This window comes from Campylobacter concisus (assembly GCF_003048615.2).
Lineage (GTDB): Bacteria > Campylobacterota > Campylobacteria > Campylobacterales > Campylobacteraceae > Campylobacter_A > Campylobacter_A concisus_C.
In genome coordinates this window covers 1,872,029-1,886,678 of record NZ_CP049263.1, presented here as the reverse complement: position 1 = coordinate 1,886,678, position 14,650 = coordinate 1,872,029, and the positions used below count along the sequence as shown (strand labels likewise).

Here is a 14,650-nt window from a genome sequence, read left to right as displayed (position 1 = left end):
TTATTTTTTGTTAAGCAGAGATAAAATTTAGAAGATTATTTTTTAGTTATCAAGAAGTGATTTTGGATTTTGTGGCTGGCAAAAGTAGCTCAAATGTTGAAATAGCCGCATTTAGATCTTTTTTGTCTAAAAATTTAAACGGTCTTAGCAGGTAGTAAAGTGGTTTAAATTTCACTATTAAGCGCAAAGAGTGCTCGTAAATTTCGCTGCCATTAGCCTTAATGTACTCATCGATCGCCTCTTTTACAAGCTCGTTTGAAATTTTTTGTCGGTAGAGCTCGTGGATGAAAACTAGCAGATCACGGCACTTCCTAAGCTCTAGATCATCGCTAAAAAATTTTGACTCAAAATCAAGAAAATTTATCTCGCCATTTTTTATGGCGATATCCCTAAGTGCTGGGCGTCCGTGCGCGAAATTTAGTGCGTGAAGTCCAGCTAATGCGCGGGCTGCTTTTAGCAAAATTTCATGCTTAAAATTTTCATCGGTACTATATTTAAATAGTCTAGCAACTGGCTCGCCAACATCTTCTATAACGAAAAATTCATCACTTTTTAGCACTAGTTTTGGCGCAGGAGCATTTGCTTCGTTTAAAATTTCAAGCTTTTTTATCTCAGCAGCAAATGACCTATAAGGGTTTGGTTTAAAAATTTTAGTTAAAAAGCTGCCTTCGATGCTCTTTTCAATGCGTTTTAACCAAAATTTTTGCCCATCAAATTCAAAGCTAAATACACGCTCATCATGGTGGTTTTTTAAGATTTCATTTACATATTGTTTTAAATTTTGCATGTTGTAAATGTAGCGAAAGAATTCTAAATTTTTACATATATTTGACGTAAAATTTTGTGAAAAATGAAAAAATTTGTGAGCAAAAAAAGAGAGTAAAATCATGGTGGAGTTAAGCGGGATCGAACCGCCGACCTCTTGAATGCCATTCAAGCGCTCTCCCAGCTGAGCTATAACCCCAAAAGATTTGGTATTTTATCTTTTTATGGCTTACATTTTTTTGAAAGTCGTTTTTATAAAATAAATTTTTAAGCAACTTTTGGGTAACATTGCAACCTTTAATGCGGGAATAGCTCAGGGGTAGAGCACAACCTTGCCAAGGTTGGGGTCGCGAGTTCGAATCTCGTTTCCCGCTCCATTAAATTTTGCCCGAGTGGCGGAATGGTAGACGCAAGGGACTTAAAATCCCTCGGTAGTTTTTACCGTACCGGTTCAAGTCCGGTCTCGGGCACCACCAAAACGGCGACATGGCCAAGTGGTAAGGCATGAGCCTGCAAAGCTTTGATCCCCGGTTCGAATCCGGGTGTCGCCTCCAACTTCAAAAATAACTACATAAAGGGATAACGATGAAAAAATTGCTTTTAATAGTATGTATGGCATTTTTTGCAGTAGGTTGTTCAAACACTTGGCACGGCGTAAAAGAAGATACCCACAACGCCAAAGAATGGACTAAAGAGAAGATCAATGACGGCGCTAGTTACGTCAAAGAAAAAACAGAATAATTCAAAGTGGTTATAGCAAATTTTAAGCAAAGTTGGCTATAATCACAAATCTTTAATCGGGAGATGGCTGAGCGGTCGAAAGCGGCGGTCTTGAAAACCGTTGAGGTGTGAAAGCCTCCTGGGGTTCGAATCCCTATCTCCCGGCCACTTCAAATTTCAAATCACTTTTTATTTTTCAATCATTTTTATTTTTAATTTTTAGAATCTGGACTCAACATAACTTAATATAAACATGATCCATGTTAAATTGTGGCAAAAACTGTGTTCTTGGAAAAGCTAAAAATAGCAGAATTTTAATCTCAAAAAAGTGTGAGAACAAAGTAAATTTAACGCTTAGATGAAAATATACAAAAGTTACCTTGACACTAAAGAGCAAAAGGCAATAAATGTGCCTTGCCAAATGGCGAAACAAGTGTTGTTTTAAGTAATAGCAAGATCTCAGTGAGCGCTATAAAAGAGAGCGTCTTGCCAGAGGGTAAAAATGTAGAGGTTTTGACGATGCAGTCTATTAAAGGCCTTGAAGCGCAAAATGTCATCATCCACAACTTTTTGCCATTTTTGCAGACCATATATAAAAATGAAAGGGCGCTTTTTTATAGAAAAATTTACGTCTTACTGACTAGAAGCCGTGAAAATTTATACATCTCGCTGCCTAAAAATTTGGATGAAAATTTGCCAGATGAGATAAAACAGGTGGTAGATGTTATCAAAAAATACGCAAGCATCACGCAAGATCTGCCACCGAAAAATGAAGAAATAAAAGAAAAATCAAGCCTAAAACTAGCCTCTATAAGGCCAGTTTTAAGAGATGTAAAAGAGGTTGGCGAGCTAGTGGTGACTGGCAGTCAGCTCTTTGCCATCATAGCTGGGCTCTTTGCATAGTAAATTTTAATGGCAGCCGCAGCCACAACCACATCCGCCGCTTTGTTTTATCGCGTCAAAAACTACGTCGTAGTTTGGCTCCTGGGTCACTTCAGGGACGATTTGTTTGTGGATGATGACACCATCTTTGATGACAAAGACCGCTCTTGCAAGCAAGCCTTTTAGCGCCCCATCACTCATCAGCATACCGTAGTTTTGGGCAAATTCGCCGTATCTAAAGTCGCTTCCCACGCGCAGGTTTGCTATGCCTTCAGTCGTGCAAAATCTCCCCATCGCAAATGGCAGGTCGTTTGAGATGATGCTAAGTTTTACGCCATGTTTTCCAGCTACTTTCTCGTTAAATTTACGTGCTTCTGCCGCGCAAACACCAGTATCAAGTGATGGTAAGCAGACAAGCACCTCTATGCCATTATTTCCGCCCACACTAAATTCGCTAAGATCTTGCGCTACGACTCTGGCTTCAGGCGCATAAGAGCCGACAAATAGCTCATTTCCGCTTAAATTTACCTCACTACCTTTAAATTTTGTAGTTGCCATGATTTTCCTTATTAAAATAAATTTTCATGATATTAGCTTAGCAGAGTAAATACTTAAATAATAATTTTTATTGATAAGGCAGCAAATTTATGCCTTAATTTTCCCCAAACCCACCCAAAATATAGCCAAACCAGTAAGTGGTAGTAAAAGTGCTTTTTAAATTTGCATTTGTAAGATTGCTAAGACTAAATTTAAGCTTTTGCCTGGTCTTCGCAAGCCGCCAATGTATGGTTTTTACTCGCTTTTGGCTAAATTTTTACCATAAATTTTACTCTACTAGATCAACCGACCAGTTTGCTTCCTGAAGCTTCATCTCAAGCTCTCTGATCTCTTTTGAAATCGCATCTACTTGCTTTTGAAGTGCGCTCACATCGACCGTGCTTAAAATTTTGATCTCGCTGTTTGAGTAGAGATCGACCTTTTGACTAGCACTCGTGGCAAACTCCCTAAGTACGTTTGCTTTTAGCACCAAAGCATCCTTTTTAGCGATCATCTCAGTGAGGCTCATGCCATCAAATTTAGCACTTGAGTTTGTTAAATTTATAGAGCAAATGAGCGTAAAAAGCTCGCTTGTTAGCTTGTCAAGCTCCTTTAAAAGCAGCTCTGGATCCTCGCTTGGACTTTCATTCTCCTGCGTTTTTGCGTTGCTAAGTAGCCTAACTTTTAGCTGTTCGATGCGCTTTTGCGTGTCAGATCTTAGTATGAGAGCCTGAGCTAGTTTCATCATTTTTCCTTTTTTAGTATTAAATTTTTAAATCATCTTAGTATCTTTTGGGTTATAATTGATTTAAAATTTTATTTAAGGAAAAGCTATGAAGTACGATTTTGACACATTAGTAAGCAGAGAAGGCACAAACTCATCAAAATGGCGTATGAAGAGCGATGTTTTGCCGATGTGGGTTGCAGATATGGACTTTAAGGCCGCACCTGAGATCTTAAGCGTCTTGCAAAAGCGCCTTGATAACGGCGTCTTTGGCTACTCTTTCATCCCAAAAGAGTGGAATGAGGCGATAAAGAGCTGGTGGCAAAGACGTCACAACGTGAGCTTCGAGAACGAGTGGATGTGCTTTTGCACTGGCGTCATACCGGCCATCTCAACTGCCATTAGGAGATTTAGCAGCCCAGGAGATCAAATTTTAGTGCAAGCGCCTGTCTATCACGTATTTTTTAACTGCATCAAAAACAACGGACGTGAAATTTTATCAAACGACCTCGTCTATAAAAATGGCTCTTACGAGATCGATTTTGACGACCTAGAGGCAAAGCTAGCTCAACCGCTAACTACAATGATGCTTCTATGTAATCCTCACAATCCAATAGGCAAAATTTGGGACAAAGAGACGCTTAAAAAGATAGGCGAGCTTTGCTATAAGCACGATGTCTTGGTTATCAGCGATGAAATTCACTGCGACATAACTGATCCTGGTGCCAGCTACGTGCCATTTATCAGCGTGAGTGAGGAGTGCAAAAACAACTCCATCACGTGTATCTCGCCAACAAAGGCCTTTAATATAGCAGGACTACAAAGCTCAGCCGTCCTCACGCCAAACGAGCACATCAGAGCGAAGATGAACGCGGCGATAAACTACGATGAGGTCGGCGAGGCAAATGCCTTTGCGATCATCGCCGCTATTGCTGCATTTAACGAGGGTGAAGCGTGGCTTGATGAGCTTAGAGAGTATCTTTTTGAAAACAAAAAGGTCGTTGCAAACTTCATAAAAGAGCAAGGCTTACCAGTGAAGCTCTTGCCATCGAGTGCGACCTATCTTTTGTGGCTTGACTGCAGTGCGTTTTGCGAGGATTCGAGCGAATTTATGAATTTCTTGCGCGACAAAGCTGGACTTTGGCTAAATGACGGTAACGCTTACAGAGGAGATAGATTTTTCCTTCGTATGAATATCGCAACGCAGCGCGAAAGGGTGCTTGAAGGGCTAAAACGCTTGCAAAATGGGATAAATTTATACACTTCAAAGAGATAAATTTTGGCTGGGTGGCTTTGAAATTTAAGCCGCCCTTGCTTGATACAAAATAGCTTTTGAAGTAACAAATACTGCTCCCATTTCTTAAATATCAAAGTGAGTATTACTCATAAATTTAAAGGCGAGATAGCTTATGCTAGTTTTTGGTAGCTTTAAATTTAAGCATGGAGTTACTTGGTCGCAATAGGGCAGGTGGTAAAGCCATTTTTTGCTATTTTATTATTTCGCTAGCATGCGCTAAAGTGCCAGCAAGAGTGTCTTGATCGCGTCTGGGAGTTGCTATGAAGTTTTAAGTAGCTTTGGATCGTAAATTAGCAGTTTAAATTTGAAATAGAGAAATTTAAGAGCGAGATAGTTGCCGTTGGTTCTGATTTGCGTTAAATTTAAAGCAAAAAAGCTGCTAAATGCGAATGCTTAGATGTATTTTCAAAGCAGTAAATACCGCGATCATTTTGAGTATCAGGGTGGTTTTAAATTTAAAGGCGTGATAGTTGTTTTGGTTTCTTTTTATAGCGCTAAATTTAAAGTGAAAGCCACCGCATCAAAATAGGGCGGTCGCTAAAACGAGTATTTTATGTTATTTCAAAGCTATAGTCATCGCGCCTATTGCTTGCTAAATTTAGCAACTCAAATTTGAAAAATAGAAATTTGAAAGTAAGATATCTTGCGCCAGCTTTAAATTTAAGAAAACTCACTTGGTAAAACGAGAATTTGAACCGTTTAAACTCGCATTATCTTTCAAAAAGTGAGTTTGCTGAGAATTTTGATGATTTTAAATTTGAAAAAAAGCAGAAATTTAAAGGCGGGAAAGTCCCGCCAGATATTATTTATGTAGCTCTTTTGTGTAAAACTCAACTGAGCCAAGGCCCTCTTTTAGCGCCCACTCGTAAGCTTTGCTTACAAATTCCCAGTTTATGTTCTCATAAAATGTCTCTAGGTATTTTGGGCGAGCGTTGAAGTTGTCGATGTAGTAAGCGTGCTCCCAAACATCAACGACTAGAAGTGGCACTTTGCCGTCGCTCACTGGAGTTTTTGCGTTGCTAGTTTGCACGATCTCTAGTTTTTTGCTGCTTGGGTCAAATACAAGCCACGCCCAGCCTGAGCCAAAAAGTGTTGTAGCTGCCTTTAAAAACTCCTCTTTAAAATTTGCGAAATTTGCCTCGATCGCAGCTTTTAGCTCGCTTGACATCTCGCTTTTTTTAGTGATGCAGTCCCAGTAAAAGTCGTGGTTATAAACTTGAGCGACGTTGTTGTAAAGGCCGCCTTCGCTATTTCTTAGGATCTCGTAAAATGAAGCGTTAGCAAATTTTGTATCTTTTATGAGATTGTTTAAATTTGCAACATAGGTTGCGTGGTGCTTGCCGTAGTGGTATTCACAGGTTTTAGCACTTACTACTGCGTTGTTGTTTGCGTCAAACGGAAGTTTTCTTAGTTCAAACATAATAATTCCTTAATAATAAAATTTGTTATTTCGCATTATAGCCACAAAAGATTAACAAACAAAATCTTTTAAAATTTAAGCCAAAAATAGGGCGTTTTTATAAAAGCTAATTTTTTTATTTTTAAAAGATGAGTGAATTTACTTTAAAAATTTATGGTTAAAGAGTGAAAATTTATATCCTAAAAGAGCAAATTTGGCTTTGCAAAAGCAAGAAAAGTAAATTTAAATTTATCTAAATGTAAAAAATAATATAAAAATATGTGTAGAAACGTAACAAAAATAGACTATAAAAATGATAAATAAATTTTTACGTTAAATTTACAAAGCAAAAACTATCTATTTCTGGTCAAAAATGTTACAAAAATACACATATAAAAATAAAGATATGTGAATTTATGAAACAAAATTTCTAAATTTTTATTTTTGAAATTTATAATGCACCTATCAAAACTATTACAAAGGATGAAAGATGAAATTCTTACAAGCTTTACTTTTTACATGTGCCATCAGTGGCTTAGCATTTGGTGCTGATAAGGTCTATACGATCAAATTTGCTCACGTTGTCGCAGCTTCTACGCCAAAGGGTAAGGCAGCTGACTTTTTTGCAAAGCGTGCTGAAGAGCTAAGTGGCGGCAAGATAAAAGTTCAAGTCTTCCCATCAGCACAGCTTCTTGATGATGACAGAGTTTTTGGCGCGTTAAAACTTGGCAACGTTCAAATGGCAGCTCCAAGTTTTTCAAAATTTACACCTATCGTGCCGCAGTTTCAGCTATTTGACCTGCCTTTCATCTTTAAAGATGCAGATCACCTTCACAAGGTTCAAGATGGCGCAGTTGGCGAGGAGCTAAAAGGCCTTGTGACTAAGAAGGGCTTTGTAGCGCTTGATTACTGGGATGCTGGATTTAAGCACTTTAGCTCAAGCAAAAAACCGATCCTTGTTCCAGAAGATGCAAAAGGACAAAAATTTAGAATCCAAAGCTCAAAAGTGCTTGAAGAGCAGATCAAAGCGATCGGTGGCAACCCGCAAGTTCTGCCATTTTCAGAGGTTTATTCTGCGCTTCAACAAGGCGTAGTTGATGCGACTGAAAACCCACTATCAAATTTCTATAACTCTAAATTTCACGAGGTTCAAAGCTCGCTTACACTTTCACACCACGGATATCTAGGCTATCTAGTCATTATGAGTGATAAATTTTGGAACAAACTACCAGATGATCTAAAAGCAAATGTAAAACAAGCTCTAAGCGAGGCTACAGCTTACGAGAGAGAAGAGACAGCTAAAGAGGACGCTCACGTTATAGCCGAGCTTGAAAAATATATAGCAGAGACTAAAAAGCTAGAAATTTTCAAGATCGATGATGCACAAAAAGCTGAGTGGGAGAAGACTATGCAGGCTATCTATCCTAAATTTTACGACGTCATCGGCAAAGAGCTTATAGAAAAAACAATCGAGACAAAATAATGAAAAATTTCATTAACGCTCTTGATATATTGATAGTCTCGCTCAATAAGACTATCGCCGTTTTAGGGCTAGCTAGTGGAACGCTACTAGCCTTTGCCAACGTCGTGGCCAGATACTTTTTCGACAAAAGCTGGTCATGGGCGAGCGAGCTATCAAACTACCTCTTCATTTGGTCGGCGTTTTTTGCCGCAGCGTATGGCTTTAACAAGGGCATCCACGTGAGCGTAACTATCTTGGTGGAGAAATTTCCACCAGCGCTTGCGAAAGCGTGCCTGCTCTTTTCGCACATCTTAACAACTGTCTTTTTGATATTTATCGCGGTTTATTCGGTGGATTATCTTAAAATTTTACACGAGATCGAGCAGATGATAATAGACCTTGGCATACCTCAATGGGTTCCTATGCTAGTGCTTCCAATAGCCTTTGTCACAGCTAGCTACCGCTCGGCTGAAAAAGCTATCAAAGTAGCTCTAACTCCTGCAGCAAAGGTCGTAAGCAACGAAGCGCACGAGCTAGCTCATGGTAGCGTAGTCAAAGACTAAGGAGAAAAAAGATGACAATAGCATTTTTATTTATCCTACTTTTTGCACTGATGCTAATAGGCGTGCCAGTCGCGGTTTCGCTAGGTACAAGCACCGTTTTAACGATGATATTTTTTACAGATATCGACATCGCTACGATCCCACAGCTAATTTTTGATGGTATCAATAAATTTTCGCTAATGGCGATACCGATGTTTATCTTGGCCGGAAATTTACTAAGCAAAGGCGGCTCAGCAAGACGTATCATCGACTTTGCAAAGTCTATGGTCGGACACTTGCCAGGTGGCTTGCCTATGAGTGCGATATTTGCCTGCATCATCTTTGCAGCCGTCTCTGGAAGCTCGCCTGCGACGGTTGTGGCTATTGGCTCAATTATGTTTGCAGCGATAAAAGAGGCTGGCTATCCAAAAGAGTACGCAGTGGGCGGCATAACTACGGCTGGCTCGCTTGGAATTTTGATCCCACCTTCAGTTGTTATGATAGTTTATGGCGTAACTGCTGAGGTTAGTATCGGCAAGCTCTTTATGGCGGGCGTCATGCCTGGTCTTATGCTTGGAGCTTTTATGTTAGTTCAAACTTATGTTGGAGCAAAAAAACTTGGATTTAAAGCGACTAAGGCTGAGCCACTTAAAGTAAGAGTGCAGAAATTTGCAAAAGCTTTTTGGGCTTTGCTAATCGTCGTTGTGGTTATTGGCGGAATCTATGGAGGCATTTTCACTCCGACTGAAGCTGCTGCAGCAAGTGCGGTCTATGCGCTATTTATCTCACTTTTCATATATAGAGATATAAAGATAAGAGATCTTTGGGATATCTGCCTAGACTCAGCCCTTACAACAGCTATGATATTTTTCATCATCGCAAATGCCGTTGTTTTTGCATATTTGCTAACTAGTGAGCAAATCCCTCAAGCGATCGCTTCGATGATACTTGATGCAAATATCGGCATGATAGGGTTCTTGATATTTGTAAATATCTTGCTCTTTATCATGGGTCAGTTTATGGAGCCTTCAAGCGTTATCATGATCATGGTGCCACTCTTGCTTCCGATAGCTACGCAACTTGGCGTCGATCCTATTCACTTTGGTATCATCTTGGTTGTAAATATGGAGATAGGTATGGTGACCCCGCCTGTTGGACTAAATTTATTTGTCGCAAGCGGTCTTACAAATATGAACTTAAAAGAGGTCATAATGGCGTGCTTGCCATGGACGCTAACCTTGTTCTTTGGCCTTATCTTGGTTACTTATATACCGCAAATTTCACTTTGGCTACCAAACATAATGTATGGACATTAAAATTTAGAGGCTCTTGCCTCTAAATTTATCCTTTTGGATCGTAATCCGCACTCATAACGATATTTTTACCATTTCGCTTACCTACATAAAGTAGCTCGTCAGCTTGCTTGATCATCTTTTCTAAGCTAAACTCACCTGTGCCATCATGCGCAACAACTCCAAATGTCATAGTTGCATTTATTTTTATATTTTCAAACTCAACTATGTTTTTATTAAGAGTCTCTCTTACACGCTCTACTACGTTTACAGCAGCATCTTTTTTGATACCTGTAACAACAGCTAAAAATTCTTCGCCACCAAATCTAGCCACCCTATCTTCATCTCTAAAGGTGCTTTTAAATATGCCTGATAAACTTTTTAAAACAGCATCTCCTGCACCGTGGCCATAGGTATCGTTTATTTTTTTAAAATTGTCTATATCACACATCACGATTGCAAAATCTCTATTTTCATAAAGTTCTTTTTGGTTTAAAATTTGCTGCATCGAAGCGCGATTTAAAAGACCGGTTAGCGGATCGTGATTTAGGATATTTTTAGCCATTTCTTTTTCTTCCAAAATGCTTAAAAATATAAATAAATTTGAACTTTCTAAAAGGTATGAGATAATGACTGAAAATATACAAACCATGCTTAAGTTAAAAATGAAAAGTATATCTTTAAACTTATCAAAATATCTTATAGGTTGACCCTCTAGATACCAATAACAAGCTATTAGTAAAAGTATTTGGATTACAATTATTATGTAGTTAAAGGTTCTGTAACTAAGTGAAGTAAAAAATAATATCAATGAAGTCGCCAAAAATAGAAGTTCAAAACCATATCCCCAGCCAAGCGTTAAAATACAAACCAATGTGTGAAATAAAATTTCTAACTGAAGTATAACCATTACAAGTTTACTATTTTCAGAGCTATCGCAAATGAGCCTTACAAGAAAAAAATAGATTGCCACTGAGAATACATTTGTAACTGCTAAAATTTCTTCGCCCATTAATGAAAATATGCAAAGATAAAAAGCATGGATAGAAAAGACTGCACAAAGAATAATCTTCAAAGCCGAATATAGTGAAATTTTACGCATTTGTGCCCTTTCTTAAAATTTCTAGCTCGATACGATCTTTGCCGTTTTGTTTTCCGTTATAAAGCAATTTATCTACTAAATTTACTGCTTCTTCAAAACCAACTTCAACACCATTTGCGCATATAAGCATGCCAAATGTCATAGTAACTGGAGTTTTATCTGGAAGTTTTGCATTGTTTATTTGTTTTTTAAGTCTTTTGCTCACTTCATGTATAAAATCTATCTTTGTATCAGGCAAGATGACTAAAAATTCTTCACCACCCCAGCGGCAGACATAGTCTTCATTTCTGAAAGATTTTTTTAAAGCGTTAGCGACATCTTTTAAAACCTTGTCACCCCAATCGTGCCCATAGGTATCATTTATCTTTTTGAAGTTATCAATATCTCCTAGCATTATTACTAAGTTTGTATTACTGTTTCGTTCTTTGGTTGCTTTTAGTTCGTATTTAAGTGTTCTTTCGATAGTTCGCCTATTTAAAAGACCTGTTAAAAAGTCGTGCTTCGAGTCTTTTTCTAGCTCTTCTGTCTCTTTTCTTATTTGTTGATATCCACTAGATGTGATAACATCAGCAAAAATAGAAAGTTTTAAAACAATATAAAAGGCAAATACTATACTTCCAATAGTTGTGGCAATTTGCGTTACACTAGGAGTTGTAGGTAGTATATCTTTATATATAAAATAAAGAAGTATAAGCAAGGCTAACTCAAAAGCAGCAACAATATAAGTAAGACTTTTTGAGTCAAAAGCTAAGAAATAGTTTATGAAGATCACTCCAACAAGCGATATCCAAATTCCACTATTCCAACCTATGCTTATAACCCCAGCAACTACGAGCAAAATTATATTTAAGTGAAATACAATAGATATTAGCACCCTTTGTTTTATGTCAAATTTTGCCCTAAGTGCCACACCTACTGCTGCAAATAGCAGACAAGCAAGAATTATTGGCGAGCTTGCTATTGCAAAAATTACCAAAGATGCTACATTTACAGCGATCATTGCATTTAATATCGTTTTATAGATATTATCTATCGCTTTATAACTACCTTGTTCTATAAAATCTTGTGTCAAAACAAAACTCCTGTAAATTTATTCCATTAAATTTAATTTAGATCATTTTAATACGAGTCGTAACTATCCTCATCCTCATCGCTATCTTCATAGTTGTAGTCATTTTCGTCGTAGTTATAGTCATAGCTATCGCTACTATCCTCATCCTCGTCGTTAAATTCAGAGTAGTCTTCTTCTACCTCTTCGTAGTCAAAATCATCACTCATTTTTCTCTCCTTAAATTTTATCTTTGATATTTTCGATATACAAGCTTTGGCTTGGGAATGCAAAATTTAGACCATTTTGCTTTAAAATATCCATAATTTTTAACATTACATCTTGTTTTACGTCTAGAAAATCTCCCCAAACGATAGTTTTTGCAAAGCAATAAACTAGGATATTTATCGAGCTATCAGCAAAGTCATCAACCACGACAAATAAATTTGACTTATATCCAGCGTAGTCATCAACTGAGACTATGTTTTGTCTATATTTTAGGCCTCTTTTATTAGCCGCGATATCTTCACTTTTAGCGATATCTGGGTGATTTATCAGCATATTTTTGATGTCATTTACACATTTTTTGATCTCATCAGTAGTTGGTCCATACTCGATGCCAATAACCATTCTTATACGTCTGCCAACCTTTCTTCTGCTCCAGTTTCTAACAGGATCGCTTGCTAGCTTTGAGTTTGGCACGAAGATAAGGGCGTTATCAAAGCTTCTAACTGTTGTTTTTCTAAAGCCTATCTCAACAACCGTGCCCTCGATGTCGCCACAAACTATCCAGTCGCCTTGTGAAAATGAGTTGTCAAAGAGCATCATAACAGAGGCAAAGAAGTTTGCGATGATGTCTTTAGCAGCGAAGGCAACAGCAAGACCACCGATACCAAGTGAGGCGATGAGCGCTGAGATATCAAAGCCAAGCTTTTGAAGGATCAGTAAAAGTGTGATAATTAACACGATCACGTAGATCACTTTTAGCGCTAGGTTTATCACCTCTTTACGCTTGCTTTTTTGCGCGATCTTATCGATTATAGCGATGCCGTAGCCATTTAGTATGGTTAGGACAAGCCATGAAAATGCGACTATATATATGATAGAAAAGATATTTGCTACCGTTAGAGGCACTGGCACTGGGTAAAATCCAACGCCGATACAGATATTTAGCGCATAGATGATAAGAAGTGCTGAGATCGGCTTTTTCACGATATCAACGATCTGATTTTTAGCCTCTTTTACCCCTTCGCCTGAAGCGATGAGTGACATTAGCCAGTAGGTTAGTTTGGCTAGAATTCTAGTTAGCGAGACGAAAAATAAAAATATCGCAACGATAACAACGATCTTACCGATGTTAAATTTACTTGAATTTATGTCAGTTACTTTGTTTATGTATTCGACTGCATCGACTAAATTTAGCTCAGACAAGAGCATGCTTGAGCTTAGAAGATCGGCGTTATTTTTAAGATAAGTTAAAATTTCTTCTTCACTCTCTTTTTTTAGTTCAAGATCAAAAAAGGCGCTGTCATAAGAGCCTGAAGTGTCATTTAGTGAGTCTTTTAGATCTTTTATGCTTACATAAGAATTTGTCTGTAAATTTAAAAGTCCATTATCTATCACATCTCTTATAGAATTTGCCTTAGCACCCTTTTTAAAGACCTCTTCTAGGCTAATAAGCGCTGAGTAGTAAGCGTAATCAACCTTCATCTTCTCAAGCTCGATAGCACTTTGGATGTAGGCATCCTTGTTTGACTGCTTCTCAAGTCTTGCGACCTTTTTTTCTAGCGCCTCTTTTTGCAGATTGAATTTATTTATATCGCTTTGTGTTACCTCGATCTGCATGACGTAGTTTGGTATCTTTTCTAAAAGATCGCTCTTTTTCTTTTGAAGAGTGATCAAATTTGAGTTATCAACCTTTGAAGCGTTTATATCTTTTTGTTGAGATTTTATGATATTTATCTGGCTGTTTATGGTTTGAATTTGATTTGTTATGCTGACGATATCGTCTTCTTCTTGAGTTTTGTTGCTCTCAGTTGCAAAAGCAAAGGTAAAGCAAAGCAGGATAATGGCTAGAAATTTACGCATTTTCACCTCTTTTGTCCGCTAGAAGCTTAAATGTGCCCTCTTTTAAATCGTAGCTAAAAATTTCGCCAGTTTCTATGATGTAGTGCCAGCCATAAATTTGAAGCTTGCCACTTTCATACTCCTCTTTGACATTTGGATAGGTCATTATGTTTTCGATCGAGTTTATCACGTTTAGTCTCTCAGTTAGCCATGCCATTTTGGCTGGATCGTCGCTTGTAAATTTAAGCACTTCTCGCTTGATTGGCTCGATCAGTTTTATCCAGTTTTTAACATTTGGGGTGTTTTTTAGCTTCTTTTCATCCACATAAAGTGCTGCACATCCGCCACAATCAGAGTGTCCGCAGATGATGATGTTTTTTATGTTTAAAACTTCAAGCGCATACTCGATCGCTGAAGTAGTCGCCAAAAACTCTTCGCTCACTCTATATGGTGGCACGATGTTTGCGATATTACGCACCATAAAAAGCTCGCCTGGTAGGCAGTTTGTTATCAAATTTGGCACGACTCTTGAATCCACGCAAGATATGAAAAGCGTGTGAGGATCTTGCTTGTGTTGCAGACTTTTAAAGAGCTCTTCATGCTCTAAAAAGCCATCTTCCATAAATTTTACTGCACCTTCAAGTATTGAATCATCCATAAAATTTATCTCCATTTTTATATTTTTATCGCGATTATAGCAACTTTTATTTAATCAAAAAAATGCCCTTTAAAACGGACTTTAAACTAATATTTTTTATTAAACTTCTTTTTATATATTGTTTAATTATTTTAGGCTAAACTCACCACAAAAAT

15 protein-coding genes and 5 tRNA genes are annotated in these 14,650 nt (G+C 37.8%); 10 read left to right on the top strand and 10 right to left on the bottom strand.

The features are described from left to right. Positions 1-49 precede the first annotated feature (49 nt). Complete coding sequence (locus CVS89_RS09465; protein WP_107848045.1) at positions 50-787, bottom strand: phosphotransferase; 738 nt, start codon at positions 785-787, stop codon at positions 50-52. 101 nt (positions 788-888) lie between these two features. Then, positions 889-964, bottom strand: a tRNA-Ala gene (locus tag CVS89_RS09460). A gap of 103 nt (positions 965-1,067) precedes the next feature. Here CVS89_RS09460 and CVS89_RS09455 point away from each other — a divergent pair. From CVS89_RS09455 to CVS89_RS09430, 6 genes are all read left to right on the top strand, one after another. Next, a tRNA-Gly gene (locus tag CVS89_RS09455) sits at positions 1,068-1,142 on the top strand. 9 nt (positions 1,143-1,151) lie between these two features. Beyond that, positions 1,152-1,238 (top strand) — tRNA-Leu (locus CVS89_RS09450). Between the two features lie 7 nt (positions 1,239-1,245). Then, positions 1,246-1,319, top strand: a tRNA-Cys gene (locus CVS89_RS09445). Between the two features lie 31 nt (positions 1,320-1,350). Then, complete coding sequence (locus tag CVS89_RS09440) at positions 1,351-1,506, top strand: hypothetical protein (protein ID WP_002942983.1); 156 nt, start codon at positions 1,351-1,353, stop codon at positions 1,504-1,506. A gap of 57 nt (positions 1,507-1,563) precedes the next feature. Next, positions 1,564-1,653, top strand: a tRNA-Ser gene (locus CVS89_RS09435). Between the two features lie 246 nt (positions 1,654-1,899). Then, positions 1,900-2,388, top strand: a complete 489-nt coding sequence (locus tag CVS89_RS09430) for a hypothetical protein (protein ID WP_196376812.1) — start codon at positions 1,900-1,902, stop codon at positions 2,386-2,388. Between the two features lie 6 nt (positions 2,389-2,394). Here CVS89_RS09430 and tpx read toward each other — a convergent pair whose 3' ends face one another. Together tpx and CVS89_RS09420 are read right to left on the bottom strand one after the other, a co-directional pair. After that, complete coding sequence (tpx, locus tag CVS89_RS09425) at positions 2,395-2,925, bottom strand: thiol peroxidase (protein WP_107847966.1); 531 nt, start codon at positions 2,923-2,925, stop codon at positions 2,395-2,397. Between the two features lie 268 nt (positions 2,926-3,193). Then, a complete protein-coding gene (locus CVS89_RS09420; protein ID WP_107847965.1) occupies positions 3,194-3,649 on the bottom strand; it encodes a DIP1984 family protein in 456 nt (151 codons plus the stop codon). Between the two features lie 88 nt (positions 3,650-3,737). Here CVS89_RS09420 and CVS89_RS09415 point away from each other — a divergent pair, with 88 nt between their 5' ends. Continuing rightward, positions 3,738-4,904: a MalY/PatB family protein gene (locus tag CVS89_RS09415; protein WP_107847964.1), complete on the top strand. Its 1,167-nt coding sequence runs from the start codon at positions 3,738-3,740 to the stop codon at positions 4,902-4,904. An 823-nt stretch (positions 4,905-5,727) separates the two neighbouring features. On the opposite strand, the gene sodB is transcribed toward CVS89_RS09415, so the two are convergent. Continuing rightward, positions 5,728-6,345 (bottom strand): superoxide dismutase [Fe], encoded by a 618-nt coding sequence (sodB, locus tag CVS89_RS09410; protein ID WP_107847963.1) that lies wholly within the window; start codon positions 6,343-6,345, stop codon positions 5,728-5,730. Positions 6,346-6,814: 469 nt separating this feature from the next. Here sodB and CVS89_RS09405 point away from each other — a divergent pair, with 469 nt between their 5' ends. The 3 genes from CVS89_RS09405 to CVS89_RS09395 are packed head-to-tail and all read left to right on the top strand — an operon-like array spanning position 6,815 to position 9,644. After that, positions 6,815-7,807, top strand: coding sequence for a DctP family TRAP transporter solute-binding subunit (locus CVS89_RS09405; protein ID WP_107847962.1), 993 nt, complete (start codon positions 6,815-6,817; stop codon positions 7,805-7,807). After that, positions 7,807-8,349: a TRAP transporter small permease gene (locus tag CVS89_RS09400; protein ID WP_021084026.1), complete on the top strand. Its 543-nt coding sequence runs from the start codon at positions 7,807-7,809 to the stop codon at positions 8,347-8,349. Before CVS89_RS09405 ends, CVS89_RS09400 begins: the two co-directional genes overlap by 1 nt. An 11-nt stretch (positions 8,350-8,360) precedes the next feature. Beyond that, entirely contained in the window at positions 8,361-9,644 is a 1,284-nt protein-coding gene (locus tag CVS89_RS09395) for a TRAP transporter large permease (protein WP_107847961.1), read from the top strand. A 25-nt stretch (positions 9,645-9,669) separates the two neighbouring features. On the opposite strand, the gene CVS89_RS09390 is transcribed toward CVS89_RS09395, so the two are convergent. Genes CVS89_RS09390 through CVS89_RS09370 form a run of 5 tightly spaced genes read right to left on the bottom strand, consistent with a single transcriptional unit; the run spans position 9,670 to position 14,495 of the window. Next, positions 9,670-10,722, bottom strand: a complete 1,053-nt coding sequence (locus tag CVS89_RS09390; RefSeq protein WP_103571350.1) for a GGDEF domain-containing protein — start codon at positions 10,720-10,722, stop codon at positions 9,670-9,672. Continuing rightward, a complete protein-coding gene (locus CVS89_RS09385; RefSeq protein ID WP_223229347.1) occupies positions 10,715-11,794 on the bottom strand; it encodes a GGDEF domain-containing protein in 1,080 nt (359 codons plus the stop codon). Before CVS89_RS09385 ends, CVS89_RS09390 begins: the two co-directional genes overlap by 8 nt. A gap of 47 nt (positions 11,795-11,841) precedes the next feature. After that, positions 11,842-12,000 carry a hypothetical protein gene (locus CVS89_RS09380; protein ID WP_002941615.1) on the bottom strand — a complete coding sequence of 53 codons (159 nt, stop codon included), beginning with the start codon at positions 11,998-12,000 and terminating at the stop codon, positions 11,842-11,844. 10 nt (positions 12,001-12,010) lie between these two features. After that, a complete protein-coding gene (locus tag CVS89_RS09375; RefSeq protein WP_107847960.1) occupies positions 12,011-13,858 on the bottom strand; it encodes a mechanosensitive ion channel family protein in 1,848 nt (615 codons plus the stop codon). After that, entirely contained in the window at positions 13,851-14,495 is a 645-nt protein-coding gene (locus CVS89_RS09370) for a carbonic anhydrase (RefSeq protein WP_103579107.1), read from the bottom strand. The genes CVS89_RS09375 and CVS89_RS09370 overlap by 8 nt, the downstream gene beginning before the upstream one ends. Positions 14,496-14,650: the final 155 nt, after the last annotated feature.

Bases quoted from the DNA above. Each gene is read 5' to 3' on its own strand.
- CVS89_RS09465 (WP_107848045.1), bottom strand. From the start codon at position 787: ATGCAAAATTTAAAACAATATGTAAATGAAATCTTAAAAAACCACCAT.
- CVS89_RS09440 (WP_002942983.1), top strand. From the start codon at position 1,351: ATGAAAAAATTGCTTTTAATAGTATGTATGGCATTTTTTGCAGTAGGT.
- tpx (WP_107847966.1), bottom strand. From the start codon at position 2,925: ATGGCAACTACAAAATTTAAAGGTAGTGAGGTAAATTTAAGCGGAAAT.
- CVS89_RS09420 (WP_107847965.1), bottom strand. From the start codon at position 3,649: ATGAAACTAGCTCAGGCTCTCATACTAAGATCTGACACGCAAAAGCGC.
- CVS89_RS09415 (WP_107847964.1), top strand. From the start codon at position 3,738: ATGAAGTACGATTTTGACACATTAGTAAGCAGAGAAGGCACAAACTCA.
- sodB (WP_107847963.1), bottom strand. From the start codon at position 6,345: ATGTTTGAACTAAGAAAACTTCCGTTTGACGCAAACAACAACGCAGTA.
- CVS89_RS09405 (WP_107847962.1), top strand. From the start codon at position 6,815: ATGAAATTCTTACAAGCTTTACTTTTTACATGTGCCATCAGTGGCTTA.
- CVS89_RS09400 (WP_021084026.1), top strand. From the start codon at position 7,807: ATGAAAAATTTCATTAACGCTCTTGATATATTGATAGTCTCGCTCAAT.
- CVS89_RS09395 (WP_107847961.1), top strand. From the start codon at position 8,361: ATGACAATAGCATTTTTATTTATCCTACTTTTTGCACTGATGCTAATA.
- CVS89_RS09390 (WP_103571350.1), bottom strand. From the start codon at position 10,722: ATGCGTAAAATTTCACTATATTCGGCTTTGAAGATTATTCTTTGTGCA.
- CVS89_RS09380 (WP_002941615.1), bottom strand. From the start codon at position 12,000: ATGAGTGATGATTTTGACTACGAAGAGGTAGAAGAAGACTACTCTGAA.
- CVS89_RS09375 (WP_107847960.1), bottom strand. From the start codon at position 13,858: ATGCGTAAATTTCTAGCCATTATCCTGCTTTGCTTTACCTTTGCTTTT.
- CVS89_RS09370 (WP_103579107.1), bottom strand. From the start codon at position 14,495: ATGGATGATTCAATACTTGAAGGTGCAGTAAAATTTATGGAAGATGGC.